Origin of the sequence: Actinacidiphila guanduensis (assembly GCF_900103985.1) — a bacterium.
In the GTDB taxonomy this organism is placed as follows: domain Bacteria; phylum Actinomycetota; class Actinomycetes; order Streptomycetales; family Streptomycetaceae; genus Actinacidiphila; species Actinacidiphila guanduensis.
In genome coordinates, this window is sequence record NZ_FNIE01000001.1 from 173792 (window position 1) to 193554 (window position 19763).

General features: G+C 75.2%; 17 protein-coding genes. 3 read left to right on the forward strand and 14 right to left on the reverse strand.

Annotated elements, in window-relative coordinates; genetic code table 11:
• Positions 1 to 94: 94 nt before the first annotated feature.
• A complete protein-coding gene (locus BLR33_RS00835; RefSeq protein ID WP_093782264.1) occupies positions 95 to 1060 on the reverse strand; it encodes a GlxA family transcriptional regulator in 966 nt (321 codons plus the stop codon).
• Between the two features lie 197 nt (positions 1061 to 1257).
• On the opposite strand from BLR33_RS00835, the gene BLR33_RS00840 reads away from it, so the two are divergent.
• Entirely contained in the window at positions 1258 to 1725 is a 468-nt protein-coding gene (locus BLR33_RS00840) for a DUF2269 family protein (RefSeq protein WP_093782265.1), read from the forward strand.
• Between the two features lie 66 nt (positions 1726 to 1791).
• Here BLR33_RS00840 and BLR33_RS00845 read toward each other — a convergent pair whose 3' ends face one another.
• The 7 genes from BLR33_RS00845 to BLR33_RS00875 all read right to left on the reverse strand — a co-directional run bounded on the left by BLR33_RS00845 (position 1792) and on the right by BLR33_RS00875 (position 12037).
• Positions 1792 to 4410, reverse strand: coding sequence for a glycosyl hydrolase (locus tag BLR33_RS00845; protein ID WP_093782266.1), 2619 nt, complete (start codon positions 4408 to 4410; stop codon positions 1792 to 1794).
• 285 nt (positions 4411 to 4695) lie between these two features.
• Positions 4696 to 7140, reverse strand: coding sequence for an ATP-binding SpoIIE family protein phosphatase (locus tag BLR33_RS00850; protein ID WP_093782267.1), 2445 nt, complete (start codon positions 7138 to 7140; stop codon positions 4696 to 4698).
• A 174-nt stretch (positions 7141 to 7314) separates the two neighbouring features.
• Positions 7315 to 8535: a sensor histidine kinase gene (locus BLR33_RS00855; protein ID WP_093782268.1), complete on the reverse strand. Its 1221-nt coding sequence runs from the start codon at positions 8533 to 8535 to the stop codon at positions 7315 to 7317.
• Positions 8532 to 9188: a response regulator transcription factor gene (locus BLR33_RS00860; RefSeq protein WP_093782269.1), complete on the reverse strand. Its 657-nt coding sequence runs from the start codon at positions 9186 to 9188 to the stop codon at positions 8532 to 8534. The genes BLR33_RS00855 and BLR33_RS00860 overlap by 4 nt, the downstream gene beginning before the upstream one ends.
• Before the next feature lie 113 nt (positions 9189 to 9301).
• Positions 9302 to 10084 (reverse strand): FAD:protein FMN transferase, encoded by a 783-nt coding sequence (locus BLR33_RS00865; RefSeq protein WP_143031602.1) that lies wholly within the window; start codon positions 10082 to 10084, stop codon positions 9302 to 9304.
• Between the two features lie 5 nt (positions 10085 to 10089).
• Complete coding sequence (locus tag BLR33_RS00870; RefSeq protein WP_245771058.1) at positions 10090 to 10599, reverse strand: FMN-binding protein; 510 nt, start codon at positions 10597 to 10599, stop codon at positions 10090 to 10092.
• A 28-nt stretch (positions 10600 to 10627) separates the two neighbouring features.
• Complete coding sequence (locus tag BLR33_RS00875; RefSeq protein WP_093782271.1) at positions 10628 to 12037, reverse strand: ferredoxin reductase family protein; 1410 nt, start codon at positions 12035 to 12037, stop codon at positions 10628 to 10630.
• Positions 12038 to 12399: 362 nt separating this feature from the next.
• On the opposite strand from BLR33_RS00875, the gene BLR33_RS00880 reads away from it, so the two are divergent.
• On the forward strand, positions 12400 to 12642 hold the full coding sequence (locus BLR33_RS00880) for a DUF6480 family protein (RefSeq protein WP_093782272.1): 243 nt from the start codon (positions 12400 to 12402) through the stop codon (positions 12640 to 12642).
• Positions 12643 to 12687: 45 nt separating this feature from the next.
• Here the strand turns inward: BLR33_RS00880 and BLR33_RS00885 are convergent, their stop codons facing one another.
• The 5 genes from BLR33_RS00885 to BLR33_RS00905 form a co-directional block, all read right to left on the reverse strand.
• Positions 12688 to 13446 carry a hypothetical protein gene (locus tag BLR33_RS00885; RefSeq protein WP_093782273.1) on the reverse strand — a complete coding sequence of 253 codons (759 nt, stop codon included), beginning with the start codon at positions 13444 to 13446 and terminating at the stop codon, positions 12688 to 12690.
• Positions 13447 to 13522: 76 nt separating this feature from the next.
• A complete protein-coding gene (locus tag BLR33_RS00890; protein ID WP_093782274.1) occupies positions 13523 to 14035 on the reverse strand; it encodes a hypothetical protein in 513 nt (170 codons plus the stop codon).
• A 188-nt stretch (positions 14036 to 14223) separates the two neighbouring features.
• The gene (locus BLR33_RS00895; protein WP_093782695.1) at positions 14224 to 15657 is read right to left on the reverse strand and encodes a glycoside hydrolase family 76 protein; all 1434 of its coding nucleotides are present in this window, start codon (positions 15655 to 15657) and stop codon (positions 14224 to 14226) included.
• Between the two features lie 380 nt (positions 15658 to 16037).
• On the reverse strand, positions 16038 to 16628 hold the full coding sequence (locus BLR33_RS00900; protein WP_093782275.1) for a GNAT family N-acetyltransferase: 591 nt from the start codon (positions 16626 to 16628) through the stop codon (positions 16038 to 16040).
• Between the two features lie 76 nt (positions 16629 to 16704).
• Complete coding sequence (locus BLR33_RS00905; protein ID WP_093782276.1) at positions 16705 to 17580, reverse strand: sigma-70 family RNA polymerase sigma factor; 876 nt, start codon at positions 17578 to 17580, stop codon at positions 16705 to 16707.
• 82 nt (positions 17581 to 17662) lie between these two features.
• On the opposite strand from BLR33_RS00905, the gene BLR33_RS00910 reads away from it, so the two are divergent.
• The gene (locus BLR33_RS00910; protein ID WP_093782277.1) at positions 17663 to 18112 is read left to right on the forward strand and encodes a carboxymuconolactone decarboxylase family protein; all 450 of its coding nucleotides are present in this window, start codon (positions 17663 to 17665) and stop codon (positions 18110 to 18112) included.
• Between the two features lie 144 nt (positions 18113 to 18256).
• Here BLR33_RS00910 and BLR33_RS00915 read toward each other — a convergent pair whose 3' ends face one another.
• The gene (locus tag BLR33_RS00915) at positions 18257 to 19618 is read right to left on the reverse strand and encodes an amidase (RefSeq protein WP_093782278.1); all 1362 of its coding nucleotides are present in this window, start codon (positions 19616 to 19618) and stop codon (positions 18257 to 18259) included.
• Positions 19619 to 19763 lie beyond the last annotated feature (145 nt).

The window sequence follows — 19763 nt, forward strand, 5'->3', positions numbered from 1 at the left end:
GCGGGAGGCCGCCGGGGCCCGTCCTCATGCCAGTGGCGGACCAGCCGCGCCGCGAACGGTGCGGCCGCATCTGCCGACGGCCTCACCTGCCAGGTTACGCCGCGTCCGGCCCGGACGCCGCGCCGCGGAAGGCGGCCCGGTACGCCTGCGGGGTGGTGCCGGCGACGCGGCGGAAGCGCTCGCGGAAGGCGGTGGGCGACCCGAAGCCGGCCTGCCGGGCGATCCGCTCCACCGAGTGGTCGCTGTTCTCCAGCAGGTACTGGGCCCGCCGGACCCGGGCCCGGAGCAGCCACTGCAGCGGCGTGGTGCCGGTCTGCTCGCGGAAGCGGCGGCTGAAGGTGCGCCCGCTGGTCCCGTAGCGGGCCGCCATGTCGGCGAGCGTCAGGTCCTGCGCGAGGTTGTCGTCGATCCACTCCAGCACCGGCTGGAGCGCCGAGCCCTGCGGCACCGGCGGCTGCCGGTGGACGATGAACTGGGCCTGGCCGCCCTCGCGTTCCAGTGGCATCACCGACATGCGGGCGCAGTCGGCGGCGACCGCGGAGCCGTAGTCGCGGCGGACCATGTGCAGGCACAGGTCGAGCCCGGCGGCCGCGCCGGCCGAGGTGAGGATCTGGCCGTTGTCGACGTAGAGGACGTCGGGCCGCACGTCGACCAGGGGGTGGCGGCGGGCGAGTTCCTCGGCGGCGGCCCAGTGCGTGGTGGCCCGCAGCCCGTCGAGCAGCCCGGCGGCGGCCAGGATGAAGGCGCCCGAGCAGACCGAGGCGATCCGGGTGCCGGCCGCGGCCGCCGCCCGCAGCGCCTCCAGCGCCTCGGCGGGCGGCGGCGGGGCGGACTCGGCGCAGCCGGGCACGACGACGGTGTCGGCGTCGGCGAGCCCTTCCAGGCCCCAGGGCGCGCGGACCGCGAAGGTCTCGCCGGCCGCCTCGGAGCCCGGCGAGCAGACCCGCAGCCGGTAGCCGGGCCTGCCGTCCGGCAGCCGGGTGCGGCCGAAGACGTCGACGGGCGCGGCGAGGTCGAGGGGCACGACGTGGTCGAGGGCGAGGACGGCGACGGTGTGCACGAAGTGGAGAATAGCCCGTGTTCGCGCCAGCCCCGTATGGGGGCCCGACAGCACCCGCTCTCACAGACGACCAGGTCAGGGGCGTTGGCGAGAATCCGTTGGAGGTTGGCATCAATGCGCATGAGGGCGGCCGCGGAGGTGGGTCTAACGTGAACGGCGATCACCCGGCCGTCCGTACGAAAGACCCGCACCCTGCGATGACGAAGCTCCTGCTGTCCCTCCATGTCCTGGCCGCGCTCATGGCCGTCGGGCCCGTCGCTGTGGCGGCGAGCATGTTCCCCGCCGCTGTCCGGCGCGCCCACGCCGAGGGGCCGGACGCCGCCGGCCGCGCCACGGTCCGGGTGCTGCACCGGGTGTGCCGCGTATACGGGGCCGTCGCGATCGCCGTGCCGGTGTTCGGCTTCGCCACCGCCGACCGGATGGGCGTGCTGGGCAGCGCCTGGCTGGTGACCTCGATCGCGCTCACCGGCGTGGCCGCCGTGCTGCTGGTGCTGCTGATCCTGCCGGCGCAGGACGACCTGGTGGACCTGCTCGACGGTGACACGGGCGCCCTGGAGCGCTCCCGTACGGCGCGGCTGGCGATGCTCACCGGCGTCTTCAACCTGCTGTGGGCGGCGGTGACGGTGCTGATGATCGTCCGCCCGGGCTCCACCACCGGGGCCTGAACAGCACGCAGGGCCCGGCCGCCAGGCGGCCGGGCCCGCGTCGTGCCTTCGTCGTGCCCTCGGGGGCTAGTGGAGCGTGATCGCGTACAGGCCGCGGCCGTGGGTGGCGGCGTAGACGCGGCCGTCGGGGCCGAGCTTGACCTGGAGGACGGCGACGGCCGGCAGGCGGCCGAGACGGCTCCAGGTGGTGCGGTGCGGGGCCCGGTAGAGGACGCCCAGGTCGGTGGCGGCGACCAGGCCGCCGTTCGGCAGGGCCAGCAGCGAGTCGGCGGGCACGTCGGGAAGGTTCGTGGAGATGTCCTTCCAGGTGGCGCCGGCGTCGTAGGACTCGAAGATGTGGCCGGTGCCGGCGCCGGGGCCCGCGGTCCAGTGCCGGGAGAAGCCGTTCACCGCGAGGTAGACGTGGTCGGCGTCGGCCGGGTCGATGGCGAAGCCGGACAGGTAGCGGTTGGGCACGGTGCCGGTGGTGGGCAGCGAGATCTGGTGCCACCCGGTGCCGTCGGCGTTCCCCACGGCGATGCCGCGGGCGAAGCCCTGGCTGTCGCAGGGGCCGCACCAGGCCGCGTAGACCTTGCCGCCCTCGGCGGCGACCGCGGTGGCCACGTGGCCGGTGCCGAGGTCGAAGGCGTCCGTCCACTCGTCGCCGCTGCGGATCGCGTAGCCGTGGGTCTGCACCCACACGTGCTGGCCGCCGGCCACCCAGGTGTCGGCGTTCTCGGTGTCGGCCGTCAGGGGCGCGGTGAAGCGGGCGGCGCCGGTCTCGTTGTCCGGCGGTGCCACGTCGTAGCTGGTGGCCTTGGACGGGTCGTCGACCCAGGAGCCGTCGTTGACCGCGCAGTTCTGCGTGACGTTGACCGCGAGGTAGACGTACTCCTGGGCGATGTCGCAGCCGTCGGCGGGGTCGGTGAGCGTGTCGCCGCCGTCGCCGCCGAAGTTGGAACCCATCACCTTGTCGCCGGAGCGCAGCACCGACTGGCCGTTGTCCTGCAGGCCGCCGCCGACCGCCAGGCCGTGGCCGGAGGGGTCGCGGCCGACGCCCACCGAGTAGTACTGCAGGGTGTCGATGGTGCCGTCGTTGGTGGACGTCCAGTCGGTGGCGTGACCGGAGGCGTCCGTCCGCCCGTTCAGCGGGCGCTTGTAGACGCCGCCGTCGTCGCCGACGTAGAGGAAGCTCTTGCCGTGCGAGCTGCCCACGGCGACCGCGTGCTGGTCGGCGTGGGTGGTGGGGCTGCAGTCGCCGGTCTGCTTGGACGGGTCGATGCTCCAGCACGGGAAGTCGAAGTTCCAGTACGGGCCGACGGCCGACCACGTGGTGCCGGCGTCCTTGGTCTCGAAGACCTCCTCCAGGCCCGCGTAGACGTGGTCGGCGTTGTTCGGGTCGACCTGGAGGAACTCGTTGTACCAGGCCTGCACGCCCGGCATGAAGCCCGGCTCGTCCAGCGCGGAACCGGCGTCGGCGAGCTTCTCGGTGTCGGCGATGCGGGTCCAGCTGCCGAACGGGTCACCGCTCTTGGAGACGTAGATCCCGTCGAGGTTGCTGTCGGGGTCGGTGTTCAGCGCGGTCGGCGACTGGTCGATGGCGTAGTAGCGCGAGCCGTCGGCGGAGCGGGCGAAGGTGATGTTGCCGATCGAGCCCGCGTCCGTGGGCAGTTGGCCGAGCGAGGTGACCCGGGTCCAGCCGCTGCCGCTCTTGCGGTACAGGCCGTTGTAGCTGTCGCCGCTGCGCCAGCCGACCGCGAGCAGCACCTTGGACGGGTCGTGGGGGTCGATCGCGACGTCGTTGGCGATGTTCTTGTACGGCGCCGCCGGGTCGTTCGCCAGCTTCCCGCCGGGCAGGTAGTCGGGGTTGGGCGCGAACTGCAGCGTCCAGGGCCCGCGCAGGTCGGTGGTGGAGTGCGACCACACGCCCCGGCTGGTGGAGGCCCACACGGTGTTCCCGCCGAACCGCAGGGTGTGGATCGTGGTGGAGTCCAGCTCGCTGCCGCCGACCCGGTCGCGGGTGGTGAAGGTGCCGTGGTGCGGGTGGGCGAGGACGTAGACGCCGCTGCCGAGGTAGGCGTCGGCGTTCGTGGTGGCCTCGCCGGTGCCGAGCCAGAGCCGGCCCTTGCCGTCCAGGGCGAGGGAGCCGGTGGCCTGGGTGGGCAGGGAGTCGCTGATCGGCTGCCAGTGGCCGCCGCCGGTGGCCGAGCGCCACACACCGCCGCCGGCGCTGCCCTCGTAGACGTAGCCCTGGTCGTCGGCGGCCAGGGCCGCGGTCCGGCCGGTCACCAGGCCGGCGCCGCCGCTGGAGTTGGAGTCGATGTCGCGGTAGCGCGGGTCGTCGGAGTTGTAGGGCAGCGTGGTCAGCGACGTCCACGAACCGCCGGTCTGCGGCAGCTTGTTCAGCTGGTCCCAGGCCGCCGAGAAGGCGCCGGGCGCGACCGTGCCGGGCGAGGTCCGCGCCTCGGCGAACTGCGCGGCGCCCTCGGCGATCTCGTGCGACTCGTCGCCGCCGTCACCGTCGCCCCCGTCGCCGTCTCCCCCGTCGTCGGCGGCCTGTGCGGCCTGGGCGTGCAGGGCGGTGACGAGGCGGGGCTTGGCGGCAGGGTGCCCTGGCGCGGCGCCCGCGGGCAGGGCGAAGAGCGCGGCCAGGGCGGTGACGGCTGAGATCGTCAGCCAGTGTCTCCTGCGGACGTGTGCGTGCACGGGGCCTCCCGGAACGGGCGCGAACAGGCGCGGAACATGCGCGGATGCGAGCAGTTCGCAGGCCAATCGATCACGTGGGCGGGCCCAACAGGGCCCGGGCACAGGAGATTTGACGGAGATTTTGACAAGATCCTGCCAATTGGGTGGTGGTGCGGGCGGGTTTGGTCGGAGGTTTGCAGCCGCGGTCGCGGGCGTGCTAAGGGGGGCGGCCCGCTCGTGGCCGATACAGGTGGCGCGTGGCCGATGCAGCCGGGCGTGGCCGGCGCAGCCGTCAGGTCGGGCCGGTCAGGAGGGCTGCGCCGTGGGGGCCGGGAACGGCTGGCCGCCGTCGGCGCCCTCGCCGCCCTCCAGCCGCTGCTCGCACCAGACCGTCTTGCCCGCGCGGGAGTGCCGCGTGCCCCACCGCCGGGTGAGCTGCGCGACGAGCAGGAGTCCGCGTCCCCCCTCGTCGGACTGGCGGGCCCGGCGCATGTGCGGCGCGGTGCTGCTGCCGTCCGACACCTCGCAGATGAGCGCCTTGTCGTTGATGAGCCGCAGTTGCAGGGGCGGGCGCCCGTATCTGATGGCGTTGGTCACCAGTTCGCTGACGACGAGTTCGGTGACGAACCCGGCATCGGCCAGGCCCCACTCGGCCAGGCGCTCGGCCGCCCAGGAACGGGCCCGGCCCACGAAGGCGTCCTCCGGCAACACGTCGAGCACGGCCGCCTGCCGCGCGTCCAGCGCGCGGGTCCGCGCCAGCAGCAGGGCCGCATCGTCCGTGGGCCTGCTGGGCAGCAGCCGGTCCAGGACGGTGTCGCACAGCTCGCCGAGCGACCGTCCGGTGGTGCGCAGCGCCTCCTCCACCTGCTGCTGCGCCCGGTCGGGGTGGCGGTGCCGGAGGTCGATCAGCCCGTCGGTGTACAGGGCTATCAGCGAGCCCTCCGGGAGGGTCAGCTCGGTGCTCTCGAACGGCAGGCCGCTGACGCCCAGCGGCGGGCCGGTGGAGAGCCGGGGGGTGGCCGCCGTGCCGTCGGGCAGGACCACCACCGGCGTCGGGTGGCCCGCCGACGCGAGGACGCACGTGCGGGAGATCGGGTCGTACACGGCGTACGCGCAGGTGGCGCCGAGGTCTCCGCCGCCGTGCGGGTCCTGCTCCTCCGCGCCCATCCGGGTCAGCATGTCGTCCAGGTGCGTCAGCAACTCGTCCGAGGGCAGGTCCACGTCCGCGAGGGTGCGTACCGCGGTGCGCAGTCTGCCCATGGTGGCCGCGGCGTTGATGCCGTGCCCGACGACGTCGCCCACCACGAGTGCGACGCGCGTGCCGGACAGGGGGATCACGTCGTACCAGTCGCCGCCGACGCCCGCGCCCGAGTCGGCGGGCAGGTAGCGGCCCGCGGTGTCGACCGCCGACTGCCGCCGGGGAGTCTGCGGCAGCAGACTGCGCTGCAGCGCGAGCGCGGTGCCGCGTTCGCGCGCGTACCGCCGGGCGTTGTCCAGGCACACCGCGGCGCGGGAGACCAGTTCCTCGGTCAGGAGCAGGTCGTCCTCGTCGAAGGGGTCCGGCCTGCTCCGCAGCAGGACGGCCCCGCCCAGGACGGTGCCGCGGGCGACGAGGGGCACCACCAGCACCGAGTGGTAGCCGTACGCGCGGAACTGCCGGGCCCGCGCCGGATCGGCCGCCAGCCAGGCCCGGATCTCCTCGCTGTCGGCCGCCAGGAGCATGGAGCTGCCGGTGGCCATGGACCGGATCGGTGGCGAGTCCGCGGGGAACAGGTCGACGCCGCCGGGTTCCCTGATCCTCTCCGGCGCCCCCTCGCGGAAGGACTTGTGTGCCGCGCGGTACAGGGCGACGCTGCCGGTGTAGAAGCCGGGCTCCTCGCCGTGCAGCACGCTCTCCAGCAGGTCGACGTGGGTCCAGTCGGCCAGCCTCGGGCACAGCACGTCGGTCAGTTCGCGGGCGGTCGCCCGCAGGTCGAGCGTGGTGCCGATGCTCGTGCTCGCCTCGTTCAGCAGCGTGAGCCGCTCCCGGGCCCGGCGGTATCCGGTGACGTCCCGGAGAGTGGAGCACAGGCCGATCCTGCGGCCCGCGGAATCGGTCAGCGGGTGGACGCCGGCGACGAACACGCTGTCGCGGTCCGGCGTCGCGGCGACCCGGCCGTGCACCTCCTGACGCTGCACCTCGGCGCCGCCGGCCAGCACCTCGCGCTGCCGCCGGCGCCACGCGGTGCTCCCCGGGCCCGTCACGGCGTCCACGGGGTCACGGCAGCCGCCCTCGCCGCTCGGCGTCCCCGTCAGCCGGGTCATGCCCCTGCTCTGACGCAGGCAGTCCAGGTCGGGCCCGTAGACGGCCAGGGCGATCGGGGACTCGTCGAGCAGCCACCGCAGCAGCGCCGTGTCGAACTCCTCCTCCTGCGGGGGCGGCAGCAGCGAGAGGACCGTTCCGGGCACGCGGTCGCCGCGGACATCGGCCGGGCAGGTCTGCACGCGCAGCGGCACCTGCGCCCCCTGCCGGGTCCGGAAGACGAGGACGCCGTTCCAGCCCGCTGCCTGCGGGGACGGCGACCGCGGCAGACCGGGAGGCGCGAGGAGGTCGTCCAGCGGCCGGCCCATGACCTCCTCGGGCCGGTGGCCCAGCAGAGCCTGCGCGAGGGAACTCCACAGGACGACGCGGCCGTCGCCGTCGGCGGCGAGCAGACCGGCGGCAGCGGGCTGCGCACCAGGACAGGCGCCGTTGTCGTTTCCCGGCTGCACGACGGAATCGTCCCTTCCCGAAGCGTGGCCCCACCATCCAGTCTGCGCCCGTGCCCGCGGAGGAGCCAGGACGCCTGCCGGCAGGTCCGCCGCTCCCCCGCGGGGCCCCGCGGGGCCGGCCGGACGGGGCCGGGGGCTCGGCGGCCGAGCCGGTACGGCACCTGCTCCCAGGGCCTACGCGGGCAGCCGCAGCGTGACCGTCAGGCCGCCTTCCGGGCGGGCCTCGGCGGTCACCTGGCCGCCGTGGGCGCGGGCGACCGCCCGCACGATGGACAGGCCCAGGCCGCTGCCCTCGGGGGCGCCCTGCGCTCTCGCCCCACGGCGGGTGTGCACGCCGCGGTGGAAGGGCTCGAAGAGGTCGCCGACGTGTCGCGGGTCCAGTACGGGGCCGTCGTTGGCGACGGTGAGCACGGCCTGCTCGCCCTCCCGCGCAGCCGCCGTCGCCACCCGCAGCAGGCCGCCGTCGCGGTTGTGGCGGACGGCGTTCTCCAGCAGGTTCGCCGCCGCGATGCCGAGCAGGGCGACGTTCGCCCGCACCGGCGCGGGGTCCAGCTCGACCCGCAGCCGCAGCCGGCGGGCCCGTACGGCGGCGGCGATCCCGTCCAGCGCTTCGGCGGCGATGTCGGCGAGGTCGTCCTCGACCGGGTCGGTGACGCGCTGCTCGGAGCGGGCGAGCACCAGCAGCGCGGCGATCAGGTGCTGGGCGCGCTCGGTGGAGTCGGCGACGTCCGCGGCCATGGCCCGCCACTGGGCCTCGGTGACGGCCGGTTTGGCGACGGTGACCTCCACCGCCGCCCGGGTCAGCGCGAGCGGGGTGCGCAGCTCGTGGCTGGCGTTGGCAACGAACCGGCGCTGGGCGGCGAAGGCGGCGTCCAGCCGCTCCAGCATGGCGTCGAAGGTGTCGCCCAGTTCCTTGAGCTCGTCGTCGGGCCCGGGCAGGCGGAGCCGCTCGTGCAGCGTGGTGTCGCCGGCCCTGCGGGCGGCCGCCGTGATCGCCGCGAGCGGGCGCAGCATCCGGCCCGCCACCCACCAGCCGGCCAGCGCGGACAGGGCCACCACGACCGCGAGCAGCACCAGCGAGATGACCAGCAGCCGGGAGGCGGCGGCGTCGCGGATCTGGTCGGACAGGCCGACGATGTGGTCGTGGTCGGGGTCGAGCCGGCTGGGCACCTCGTGGGCCGGCAGCGGCCGGAAGATCTCGTGGTAGAAGGCGGTGGTCATGGCGAGCACCAGGACGCAGCCGCCGAGGGTGAAGAGCACGGCGTAGGTGAGGGTCAGGCGGGTGCGCAGGGTCATGGCGGGCAGCCGCGGCCGCAGCCGGCGCAGGCGGGAGGACCGCGGGGTGCCGTCCTCGATGCTTCCGCGGGCTGCGCGGGGCCCGCTCCCGTCGCTCATCGCACGATCCGGTATCCGGCGCCGACCAGCGTCTCGATCACCTCGGGCGGCCCGAGCTTGCGGCGCAGCCGGTTGACGGTGACGCGGACGGTGTTGGTGAAGGGGTCGGCGTTCTCGTCCCAGGCCCGCTCCAGCAGCTCCTCGTGGCTGAGCACGGCGCCGTCCGCGGCCAGCAGCAGCCGCAGCACGGCGAACTCCTTGGCGGTCAGCGCGATCGGACGCCCGCCGCGGTGCACGGTGTGCCGCAGCGTGTCCATGCTGACGCCGCCGCCGGTGAGCGTGACGCCGTGGGCGCCCCTGCGGCGGCCGAGGGCCTGGATGCGCAGGGTCAGCTCGGCGAAGGAGAAGGGTTTGCCCAGGTAGTCGTCGGCGCCCAGGCTCAGCCCGTCGACCCGGTCGTCGGTGCCGGACAGCGCGGTGAGCATCAGGACCATGGGGCCGCCCTCGCGGCCCGCCAGCTCCGCGCACACCTCGTCGCCGGAGCGGCCGGGCAGGTCGCGGTCGAGGACGAGGACGTCATAGCCGTTGAGCGCGGCTTTCTCCAGGGCGTCCTCGCCGTCGTGGCTGACGTCGACCGCCATGCCCTGGTCGCGCAGGCCCTCCGCGATGCGGGCGGCCAGCCGCTGCTCGTCCTCGACCACCAGTACGCGCATGTCCTCATCCTCTCGCTCAGCAGCCCGTCGCGGCGTGCGACGCCCGGAACCTGTCCGCGACGTCGCCTCCGGTAACGCCCCGCGGGTGGGCGCCGCGGCTTCGCGGGCAGGCCCTAGCCGAGCAGGCCCGGCCCGCCCGTGGTGCGCACCCTGCCCGCGGGGTCCACCGTCACCGCCCGGTAGCCGCGGCCGGCCTGCCGCTCCAGCCAGGCATGGGCGGCCGCGGCCGTGCCGTGGGCCATGGCCGCGGTGGCGTAGCCGTCGGCCAGGGCCAGGTCGGGACCGGTGACGGTGACCTGGACCAGGGCGCCGGCCGGGCGGCCGGTCGCGGGCTCCCAGATGTGGGCGCCGCGTTCGGCGGTGCCGGAGGTGGCCACGGCCCCCTCGCCGACCTCGACGGCGCCCAGCAGATGCCCGGGCCGGTGCGGGTCGGCGATCCCGACCCGCCAGGGCGGTGCGGGGTCCGCGCCGGGCGGCCCGGACCGCAACCGTACGTCGCCGCCGGCGTTGAGCGCGTGCCGGGGCAGGCCGTGGACGGCGAGCAGGGCGCTCGCGCGCTCGGCGGCCCAGCCCTTCACGGCGCCGGAGGGGTCGAAGCGCGGCGGGTCGCCCACCGCCCAGGCGTCGAAGGCGCCGCCGCTGTCGCGGTGCAGGCCATCGCACAGCGCCAGCACCTCGCGCAGTTCCCGGGCGTCCGGGTGGCCGTCGAGCCGGGCCGGGTCGAGGGCGCCGTCGCGGATGCGGCTGACGGGGCTGTCCGGCCGGAAGGGCGAGAACGTCCGGTCCACATGGCGCAGGAAGGCGAAGGCCGCGTCGGCGGCGGCCTGGAAGCGGGCGCTGTCGGGAGCGGCCAGGGAGATCACGGTGCCCATGGTCTCCAGGACGGCGCTCCTCATCGCGCTCACCGGCCCGCCCGGTCCAGGGCGGCCTGCAGGGAGCGGGCGTAGCCGGTGGAGGTGTAGGTGGCGCCGGAGACGACGTCGACGTTCGCGCTCTGCTTCTTCAGCGCCTCGGACTTCAGCACCGGCAGCGCGTAGGCGTCGATGGCGGCGCTGCGGCCGCCGTCGGTCTGCTGGAGCACGACGACGTCGGTGAGCCGGCCGCCGGAGAGGACCGCCTGGACCTGCACGGTGCCGTAGGGGGTGTCCTCGGGGTCGCCGGTGAAGCGGCCGCTGGCGGGGGCGTGGGCCGTGCCCTTGGCGCCGGGCGCGCTACCGGAGCCGCCCCCGCCGGCCGTGCTCCCCGTGCTGCCGGTGGACGGCGTGCCGCTGCCGCCGCCGGTGGGGCCGGGGCGGGCCGGGGAGCTGACGCCCAGGGCGGAGCGCGGCGGCCCGGCGGACTGCGCCTTGACCCCGAGCAGCAGGGCGATGCAGCCGGCGGTTGCGGCCAGCGCCATGACGACTTTGCGCACGGTGTCCTCCTCGTGGTCCCAGCGCGGTTCAGAACGCGAACGACTCGGCGTGGATACGGCGCCGGGCCACGCCCGCGCGACGCAGCTCGCGCCGGGCGGCGGCCGTCATCCCGGCGGGGCCGCAGACGAACACCTCCCGCTCGGCGAGGTCGGGCACGGCCTGCCGCAGCCGGGCCGCCGTCAGCGGGTCGTCGCGGCCGCGCGACCCGAGCAGCGGCAGCAGCCCGAAGCCGCGCCGGGCCGCGATGGCCTGCAACTCGTGGTAGAGCACCAGGTCGGCCGGGGTGGAGGCGCGGTAGAGCAGCACGACGTCGGAGCCGCGCCCGGGCAGCGTCTCGTAGAGCGCGCGGATCGGGGTGATGCCCGCGCCGCCGGCGATCAGCAGCACCGGGCGGGGGCGGGCGCGGTCGCGGCGGCGGGCGGTGAAGGCGCCGTAGGGGCCCTCGAACCACACACGGGTGCCGGGCCTCAGCGCGGCCAGCGAGGCGCTGCCGTCGCCGAGGTCCTTCACGGTGATCCGCAGCGCGCCGCCCGCCGCCGGGGCCGACAGCGAGTAGGGGTGCGACTGCCACCAGTGGCCGCGGGCCAGGAACCGCCAGCGGGCGAACTGCCCCGGCTCGGCCCGCAGCGCGTCCAGGTCCCGCCCGGCCATGTAGAGCGAGACGACACCGGGCCCCTCGGGCACCACGTGGGTCAGGCGGAGTCCGTGCCGCAGCGAGCGCCAGGCGGGCATCAGCAGCCGGAAGACCACCACGGCGGCGCCGACGGCGATGTGCGCGGCCGACCAGATCAGGCGGTTGCGCGCGGAGGTGGAGAAGTCGGTGCCGACGGCGAACTCGTGCGCGAAGGCCAGGCCCATGGCCACGTAGACCAGCAGATGGATGTGGTACCAGGACTCGTAGGCCATGCGGCTGCGCACCGCGCGGGCCGAGACCAGGCCGACCAGCACGAGCAGCGCCAGGGCGATCGCGGCGAGCCACACATCGGCGTAGGAGGTGAGCAGGGTGCCGGTCTGGGAGACAGGGTTGGTGTGGGCCTGCCAGGCGTAGCCGAGGGTGATCAGCACCGCGTGGGCGCAGACCAGGACGACCGTGTACTCGCCGAGGGCACGGTGGTAGCGGGTGGTGACGTCGGAGCCGATGCGGTTCTCCAGCCACGGCACCCGGGCCATCAGGGCGACCAGCACGAGCAGCAGGTAGGCGGCGAGCAGGCCGGTGATGCGGCCGGCGGCCGTGACGGCGGCCGCGCCGCTGTTCAGGGAGCCGGGGATGGTGCTCTGCCACCACAGGAACAGCACGGCGGGCCCGCCGGCGCAGATCACGGCGAGCAGGCCGTGCGAGCGCCAGGTGCCCGGCGGCTTCTCCGCGACGGCAGCCGCGCGGGCGGGACCGCCGCGGTGCCGGGCCCGGCGGGCCGTGGAGGTGTCGGCCGTCGGCATGGGCCGCTCCTTTCCGCCCCCGGGGCCCGCCCTTCGGGGCCCTCGGGGTGCTGCGTACTCCGGTCGCGGGCGGCCCTTGTTCTCGCCGGGCCGCCCGGATACGCCTCACTCTCCCCGCAGGGACCTAACGCCCTCGTAACAGCAGGTCCCGGGCCCACAGGCAACGCACGGACGCCCCCGGACGACCCGGCGACCCGGGGCACCCGTGCTCGCCGGCGCCCTCCCGCGTCCTCCCCCGTCCTGCCGCCGGATCGCCGCGCTCTCCCCCGCACCCGGCATCGGCGGGCGCGGATCGGGTACCCGCAGGCTGGACGCGACCGGTAAGCGACCGGTGCACGAGCCCGACGATCGGAGCCACCCTCATGGCGACCACCCACCCTGCCGCGAACCCGCACCTTGCGGACGAGGGGCTGAGCGTCCCCGAGGACGCCGTCCAGCGGGCCGGCCAGACCCCGCCCGCCGAGTCGGGCGTCTCGGACCTCGGCGGCCCCGAGCGCGGCCCTCTCTCCCGCGGCTGGGCGGCGGCTCCCCTGACCGTGATCCTCTTCTTCGCCGCGCTCTTCGCTGCTGGGCTGCTGGGTTACGCGATCGAGCTGATGGTCTGAGCGGGGACGCCGGGCCCCCGGCGGAAGGCCGCGGCCGCCGGCGGGTCAGGAGCGGTGCTGGCCCGCCATGACCTTGCGCATCGCCCGCACCAGCGCGTCCTGGTAGCCGTCGAAGTCCGCGGGCGCCGTGGCGGCGCCGCGGGGGACGGCCGGGGCGCCGGGAGCCGTGGAGAGCGCGTTGTAGCCGGTGAGGGTGAGAGTGAAGACGGCCCCGCCGTGCCGCACCTTCAGCTCCTCGCTCTGCGCGCCCAGGGTGAGCAGGTACGCCTCGTCGCCGAGGCCGGGGACGGGCCGGGTGGCGGCGGCCGGGGTGAGGGTGTCGGAGTCGAGGCCGCGCTGGTCGTCGAACTCCGCGCGCGGGTCGGTCGTCCGGTGCAGGTCCACGGTGACGAAGATCTCGTAGCGGGCGGTGCCGGCCGGGCGGCTGGGCGCCGAGACGGCCAGGGTGCAGCGCAGCTGGTCCAGGGCGTGGCCGAGGCGGGCGGTGGCGGGCGAGACGGAGGAGACGTCGGTGGCGCCGAGCGCGGTGGTGAGCGGGGCGAGGGTCGTGCCCGCGCAGGGGCTGTCGCCGAGGACGTAGCCGTGCAGGTCGGGGCCGCCGTGGTGGTAGTGGCCGTACGCGCGCAGCGCCCCCGCCCAGACGGCGGAGGCGAGGACCGCGCCCGCCGCGCCCCAGGCCAGGGCCCGCCGCCGGCCGGCCCGGCCGCGTCCGGGGCCGGGATCGTCCTCGGGGTCGCCGCTGCCGGCGATCACGTCAGGGCCGGGGGTGTCGAAACCGCCCGTCATCTCCGGTTCGGATATCACGGCTGCACCTCCGTCGCGTCCGCCGCCCCATCCCTCCCCCGTCCGCGGCCCGCGGACGCCTCCGCGGGCCGGCGGTTCAGCCGGAGGAGACGATCGCCGAGACGTGGACCAGGCGCGCGACGCCGAACTGCAGGAAGAGCGGGAGCGTGTGGGCGGCGGTGATGCCGTGCACGGCGGTCAGCCGGATGCTGGGCCCGGTGCCGCCGAAGGTGACCGTGCTGCCCGCCGGGAGCAGGATGCCGCCGTCGGTCATGGCCCCGTTGTCGCCCTTGGCGGCGCCGGACAGGGCTCCGCGGCCGGCGTCGGGGGTCGCCACCATGTCCAGGTGCTCGGGGACGGCGGCCCCGTTGTGGACGGTCATGGTGAGCGTGCCGGTGCCGGCCGGGTCGAGGTGGGCGACGGCCTTGGTGATGGTCAGGTCGCTGCCGCCGGCCTGGACGTCGGCCCGGCCGGGCACGTCGGGCGCCGAGGTGGTGGGGGCGGGCGGCCCGGAGGCGGCGGAGTGCGAGGAGCAGCCCGCGAGGAGGGCGGCCGCGGCCAGGGCGGTGCCTGCGGCCCGCGCGCCCCGCGCGGTGGGGTTTCGGCTCATACCCGGATCATTCCAAAGCCGCGGTCCCGCCCGGTGGGCGCCCCCCTCGCGGACGCCGGCGCCCGGGCACGGCGGGGGCCGCCGCCCGGCTCGGACGGCGGCCCCGTGCGGGCACGGCCGGGGTTTTGCTGCGCGTCCCCTCACGGGTGCGTGCGGTCCCGCCCGCGGCCGCGCGGCGAACTTCCCTGTCAGCCGGCCGCGTTGAGCAGGTCGAGCGCGCTCTGCTGGCAGCCGTAGTCGCTGCTGCCGGCGCCGCCGGCCCAGTGTGGGCCGTACTGGTCGAGGGCGTTGCGGTCGTGCGCGTAGGCGGAGTTCGCCCAAGTGGTGAGGACGCTGCTGTAGGGGTGGTCGGAGAGCTGGGCGTTGAGGTGGCCGAGGCCGCGGACGTAGGCGCCCTTGAAGCTGGGGCCGTCGCCGGTGCACGAGTCGCCCTCGCCGGGCTCGCGCAGCACGCCGTTGCTCGACAGGTTGACGGTGGAGGCGTCGGCGAGGGTGCGGGCGGTGGTGAGCAGGCTCTGGTCGCCGGTGGCCTTGGACAGCTCGGTGAGCCCGGCGAGGACGACGCCCTGGTTGTAGGTCCAGGTGGGCTGGCCGTTGTTGGCGCACGAGTCGTTGAGGCCGTCGTTGATCATGTGGCTGCTGTTGATCATGCCGCTGCTCTGGAACCAGCTCCACTCCGCCTTCGCCCGGTTCAGGTAGGCGGTGTCGCCGGAGATGCGGTTGTGCAGGGCCGCGTTGAGGTAGAGGAACAGCTCGTTGGTGATGGCGTTCTTGTAGGTGCTGGTCTCGTTCCACACCACGCCGCCGCCGCAGGTGCCGTTCCAGTACGCCTGCATGTGGTCGGCGTCCGCGCGGGCGGTGTTGAGGTAGCGGCTGTCGCCGGTGATGTCGTAGGCGTCCACCCAGGCCAGACCCCACCACCCGGTGTCGTCGAGGTAGTTGTTCTCGAAGTTGCCCTCCTGGGCGTTGATGTTCTTGTCGTACGTGGAGCTGATCGCGTACTCGTAGCTCGGCATGCCGCTGGTGCGGGCGTTGTCGATGATCGCGGTGAGCGCGTTGGCGGCCGTCCACCAGCCGTTGCCGCCGAACAGGCCGGTGCCGCGGTCGAAGGACATCATCAGCGCGGTGGCGGCTGCGGTGCTGCGGCTCCAGGCGTTCCAGGTGGTGCGGGCCCAGGCGGTGCAGGCGATGTCGGGGCGGTCGCCGGCCTTGCCGCAGGCGCGCACCGCGCCGACGCCGTCGTTGTTCCAGTCGTCGACGTTCTGCATCAGGGTGCGCCAGCCGCGCTGCCCGGTGGGCGTGGTGGTGTCGCCGAGCTTGCTACCCGAGCCCCAGGTCCTGCCGCCGTCGAAGGAGCGGTCGATCCAGACCTCGTCGCCGGGGTTGCCGTTGTCGATCGAGGCCCAGGCCATCGCGTCGGCGTCGTCGAAGTGCAGCACGATCGAGCGGGAGAAGATGCTCGCGGTCACCGGCTGGCGGTCGCCGCCGCTGAGCGCGGGGTCGCGGCCGTCGCAGTACTTGTTGCAGATGGTCGCGTTGGCGGCGGGCGCGACCGTCGCCGGGGCCGTGGTGGCGTGGGCGGTGGAGGAGTCGGTGAGGCCGAGGGCCAGGAGTGCTGACATCGTTATCAGAGCGGCGAAGGCCGCGGAGAGGCGGCGGCGCAGCGAGCGGGGGTACGGCGGGGTGGGCCGTGGGAGCGGGGTGGGGGGCATCGGGGCTCCTGGTGGGGGCGCGAGTGGGGGGCGGCCTCCGGTGGGCGCGGCGGTTCGCCCGGGGCGTGGACGGCGGAGCGGTGCTCAAGGGGCGCGGGTGCGCAGGATGTGTCCTCAGGTGAAGCTAGCCACGGCCTGACACGGGGTCAATGGTCCGGACAAATGGTCGGATCATCACGCACCGGATTTCGCCGCACCGCCTCGGTGTACGGGGACGCTCGCGCGGAGGCGTCCGCTGGGCGGCGGGCCCCGGGTGCGGTGGCGGCCGCCGGGCCTACGGCGAGGTGGCGTCAGGGGCGGCGGTCGGGGCCGGGTCCGCTTCCCGGGTCCGTTGCCGCGCTCGTCCTCGCATGGGTTGCCGCACTCGTCGTCTCTGTTGCCGCGTCCGTTGCCGGAGGCGCTGTCAGCGCGAGGTGATACGTCAGGGCCGGGGTGCCGGAGAGGAGGACCGTGCCCGTCGGGGTGAAGCCGGTGCGGGTCAGGACCGCGCGGGAGGCCGCGTTGTCCACTTTGGCCCGGGCGCGCAGGGAGGTGAGGGCGTAGCGGGTGGCGGCCAGGGCGCAGACGCGGTGGACGGCCCAGGTGGCGAGGCCCCGGCCGGCGGCCCGTTCGGCGATGCGGTAGCCCAGTTCGGCGGAACCCTCGGCGATGTCCACCAGGTTGATCCGGCCCAGCACCTCGCCCTCCTCGCCCAGCACGACGTGGAAGCGGCAGACGCCGGCGTCCTGTTCGGCGAGCAGCGCGCGGTGCCGCTCGTCGAAGCGGGCGAAGTAGTCGTCCCCGCGGTCGGGGATGGTCGCGGCGAAGTACGCCCGGTTCTCGCGTTCGAAGGCGAGGACGGCGGGCCCGTGGTCGGCACGCAGCAACTCCAGTTCCGGCACGGGGAGGACTCTAGGCCCGCGCGGCGCTCCGCGCCCCTGGATTTCGCGCGGGCGGCGCCGCGCGCCCGTACACCCCTCATTCCGGCGGCGGAAGCCGGGTCGCCGCCAGCCGCGCCGGGTCCGAGAGCGCCTCGATCGCCGTGATGCGGGTGCCGGTCACCGTGAAGGCGATCAGTGCGGCCGGGGTGCCGTCCGCGCGCCAGGTGAGCACACCGGGACGGCCGTTCACCCGTACCGCGCGGGCCCGCAGCGCGGCGGCCGCCCCCAGCCGGGCGCCCGCGGCGACAGCGGTGGCGCCGAGGGTGACGACCACACCGCCGGGCGTGTCCGACGTCAGCCGCACCTCGGGGTCGAGGACGCGCAGCAGCCCCTCGAAGTCACCGTGCCGGGCCGCCGTCAGGAAGGCGTCGACCACCGCGCGCTGCTCGCGCCCGGCGGCGGCCGGCCGCTCCCCCGCCTGCACCTTCCGGCGGGCGCGGCTGGCGAGCATCTTGGTGGCGTCGGCGGACCGGCCGAGGATGCGGCCGATCTCCTCGAAGGGCACCGCGAACAGGTCGTGCAGCACGAAGGCGAGCCGCTCGCTGGGCCGCAGCGAGTCCAGGACGACCAGCAGGGCGATCCCGACCGCGTCGGCGAGCGCCGCGTCCTCCTCGGGTGCGGCGGCGTCGTCGGCGGTGACGACGAGTTCGGGCACGTCGTCGTAGGACGCCTCGGGGTGGGCCCGGCGGGAGCGCAGGACGTCCAGGCTGATCCGGCCGACCACGGTGGTCAGCCAGCCGGCGAGGTTGCGGATCCCGGCGGGGTCCTGGCGGGACAGCCGCAGCCATGCCTCCTGGACGGCGTCCTCGGCGTCGGCGTGCGAGCCGAGCAGGCGGTGGGCGACCGCGCGCAGCCGGTCCCGCTCGGCTTCGAACGCCTCGGCCAGGGGGTCCGTCGGGGTGGTCTCGGACATGCTGTTACCTTCCTCGGCTCTGCTCCGTCACAGGGATGACGGGCCCGGACGGGCACAGGTAACCGATGAGGGAGCAGGACCGATGGAAGCACGGCTGAAGAACGCGGCGAACCCCGAGGTGATCGCGGCGATCCAGCAGCTGAACAAGGCGATCTACGGCAGCGGGGCCGACCCGCTGGTGCTGGAGCTGGTCCACCTGCGGGCGAGCCAGATCAACGGCTGCAGCCCGTGCGTGTACGCCGGGGTGCGCTCGGCGAAGCAGCGCGGGGAGAGCGAGGAGCGGCTGCACAACGTGGTCACCTGGCGCGAGACGCCCTTCTTCAGCGAGGCGGAGCGGGCGGCGCTGGCGCTGACCGAGGCGGCCACCCGGCTGCAGGACGGCGCGCCGGGCGTGACGGACGAGATCTGGGCGGAGGCCGCCGAGCACTTCGACGACGAGCAGCTCTCCGGGATCGTCCTGAACATCGCGATCACCAACTTCTTCAACCGGATCAACCGCACGATCCGCGAGCAGGCCGGCAAGACCTGGTGATCCGCCCGCGGCCCGCCGGCCCGCCCGGGCGGCGACCGCTTGCCGCGTACGGCCCCGTCCAACGGCCGTACGCGGCGCCGAACGGCCGTACGGAGCACTCAACCGCTGTACACAGCAAGCGCGTTGGCAGGGCTTCCGGGCGGTTCAGGCCGCCCTGTACGCCGGGGCGTGCCGCAACCAGGGCCGGGCCTGCTCCAGTTGGGCCGCCAGTTCCAGGAGCAGCTTCTCCCGGCCGGGGCGGGCGACGAGCTGGACGCCGATCGGGGTGCCGTCGGGGCGCGGGACGGCGGGGATGCTCATCGCGGGCCAGCCCGCGATGTTCCAGGCCGCGAAGAGCCCGTAGGTCCGCACGCTGAGCACGGTGTTGCGTACCGCGCCGCGCTCGCTCCAGCGTTCGGCCCGCGGCGGCGGCGTGGTGAGGGCGGGCAGGGCGAGGACGTCGAGGTCGCCGAAGAACTCCGCGGCCCCGGTGTGCCGCCAGCGGGCCCTGCTGCCCGCGGCTCCCAGGTGCGCGGCCTCCAGCGCCCGCCCGACGGCGACCAGTCCGCGGGTGTTGCGCTGCAGGCGGGAGGCGTCCACCCGCTCGGCCGACATCCGGGCGCTGGCGTACCAGGTCCGCAGCGCGCCCAGGCCCAGCCAGTTGGGGTAGGGGCGGTCGTGCACGACCGCTTCGTGCCCGAGCCGGGTGAGCAGCGGTGCCAGGTCGTGCACGGCGGCGGCCGCGCGGCGGTCGACGGGGAGCCCGGCGAGCAGCGGCCGTACGCTCATGCCGACCCGCAGCGGGGCCGGTTCGCCGAGCCGGGCGAGGTCCGGGTCGCCGGCCATCACGGCGAGGCCGGTCGCGGCGTCCTGGACGGTGGCGGCCAGGGGTCCGTTCTCCGACAGGCCGAACCACGTCGGCTCGGTCGCGGGCACCACGTCGGTGCCGGGCTTGAAGCCCACCAGGCCGCAGCAGGCGGCGGGGATGCGCAGGGAGCCGAAGCCGTCGTTGCCGTGTGCGAGGGGCACCAGCGCGCTCGCGACGGCGGCCGCGCTGCCGCCGGAGGAGCCACCGGGGGTGAGAGCGAGGTCCCACGGGTTGCGGGCGATGCCGTAGGGGCTGTCGCAGACGCCGGTCAGGCACAGCTCCGGCACGTTGGTGAGCCCGACGACGATCGCGCCGGCCGCCCGCAGCCGGGCGACGACCTCGGCGTCGGCGTCGTTCAGTTCCTCGCCGGAGCCGGCGGAGCCGTTGCGGGTCTGCTCGCCGGCGACGTCCACGTTGTCCTTGACCGCCACCGGCACGCCGGCCAGCGGCAGTTCGGCGAGGTCGGGGCGCGCGGCCAGCTCCTCGGCCTCGGCCAGCGCCTCGTGCCCGCGCACCCGCCGGAAGGCGCCGAGCGGCCCGGCCAGCTCCTGGATGCGTTCGATGTGTTCGGCGACGACCTCGCGCGGGTCCGCCGTACCGCCGCGGACGGCTTCGGCGATCTCCACGGCACTGCGCCCGGTCCACTTCGCGCCACTCATACCGCGGATTGAAGCCCAGCCGCCCCTCGGCGGGCAACCCCGCCTGCGTGCACGGACGTTGGCGAACGGCGCACCGCCCCGGGCCTGTTCCGCTCGGCCCGGGGCGGCGCTGGTGCCAATTGCGCGGCGTGCTCGCCGCCTTGAT

What these genes read in the sequence shown, in the direction of transcription:
- BLR33_RS00840 (WP_093782265.1), top strand. Translation starts at nt 1,258, where the DNA reads ATGACGAAGCTCCTGCTGTCCCTCCATGTCCTGGCCGCGCTCATGGCC.
- BLR33_RS00855 (WP_093782268.1), bottom strand. Translation starts at nt 8,535, where the DNA reads ATGAGCGACGGGAGCGGGCCCCGCGCAGCCCGCGGAAGCATCGAGGAC.
- BLR33_RS00860 (WP_093782269.1), bottom strand. Translation starts at nt 9,188, where the DNA reads ATGCGCGTACTGGTGGTCGAGGACGAGCAGCGGCTGGCCGCCCGCATC.
- BLR33_RS00865 (WP_143031602.1), bottom strand. Translation starts at nt 10,084, where the DNA reads ATGAGGAGCGCCGTCCTGGAGACCATGGGCACCGTGATCTCCCTGGCC.
- BLR33_RS00875 (WP_093782271.1), bottom strand. Translation starts at nt 12,037, where the DNA reads ATGCCGACGGCCGACACCTCCACGGCCCGCCGGGCCCGGCACCGCGGC.
- BLR33_RS00880 (WP_093782272.1), top strand. Translation starts at nt 12,400, where the DNA reads ATGGCGACCACCCACCCTGCCGCGAACCCGCACCTTGCGGACGAGGGG.
- BLR33_RS00890 (WP_093782274.1), bottom strand. Translation starts at nt 14,035, where the DNA reads ATGAGCCGAAACCCCACCGCGCGGGGCGCGCGGGCCGCAGGCACCGCC.
- BLR33_RS00895 (WP_093782695.1), bottom strand. Translation starts at nt 15,657, where the DNA reads ATGTCAGCACTCCTGGCCCTCGGCCTCACCGACTCCTCCACCGCCCAC.
- BLR33_RS00905 (WP_093782276.1), bottom strand. Translation starts at nt 17,580, where the DNA reads ATGTCCGAGACCACCCCGACGGACCCCCTGGCCGAGGCGTTCGAAGCC.
- BLR33_RS00910 (WP_093782277.1), top strand. Translation starts at nt 17,663, where the DNA reads ATGGAAGCACGGCTGAAGAACGCGGCGAACCCCGAGGTGATCGCGGCG.
- BLR33_RS00915 (WP_093782278.1), bottom strand. Translation starts at nt 19,618, where the DNA reads ATGAGTGGCGCGAAGTGGACCGGGCGCAGTGCCGTGGAGATCGCCGAA.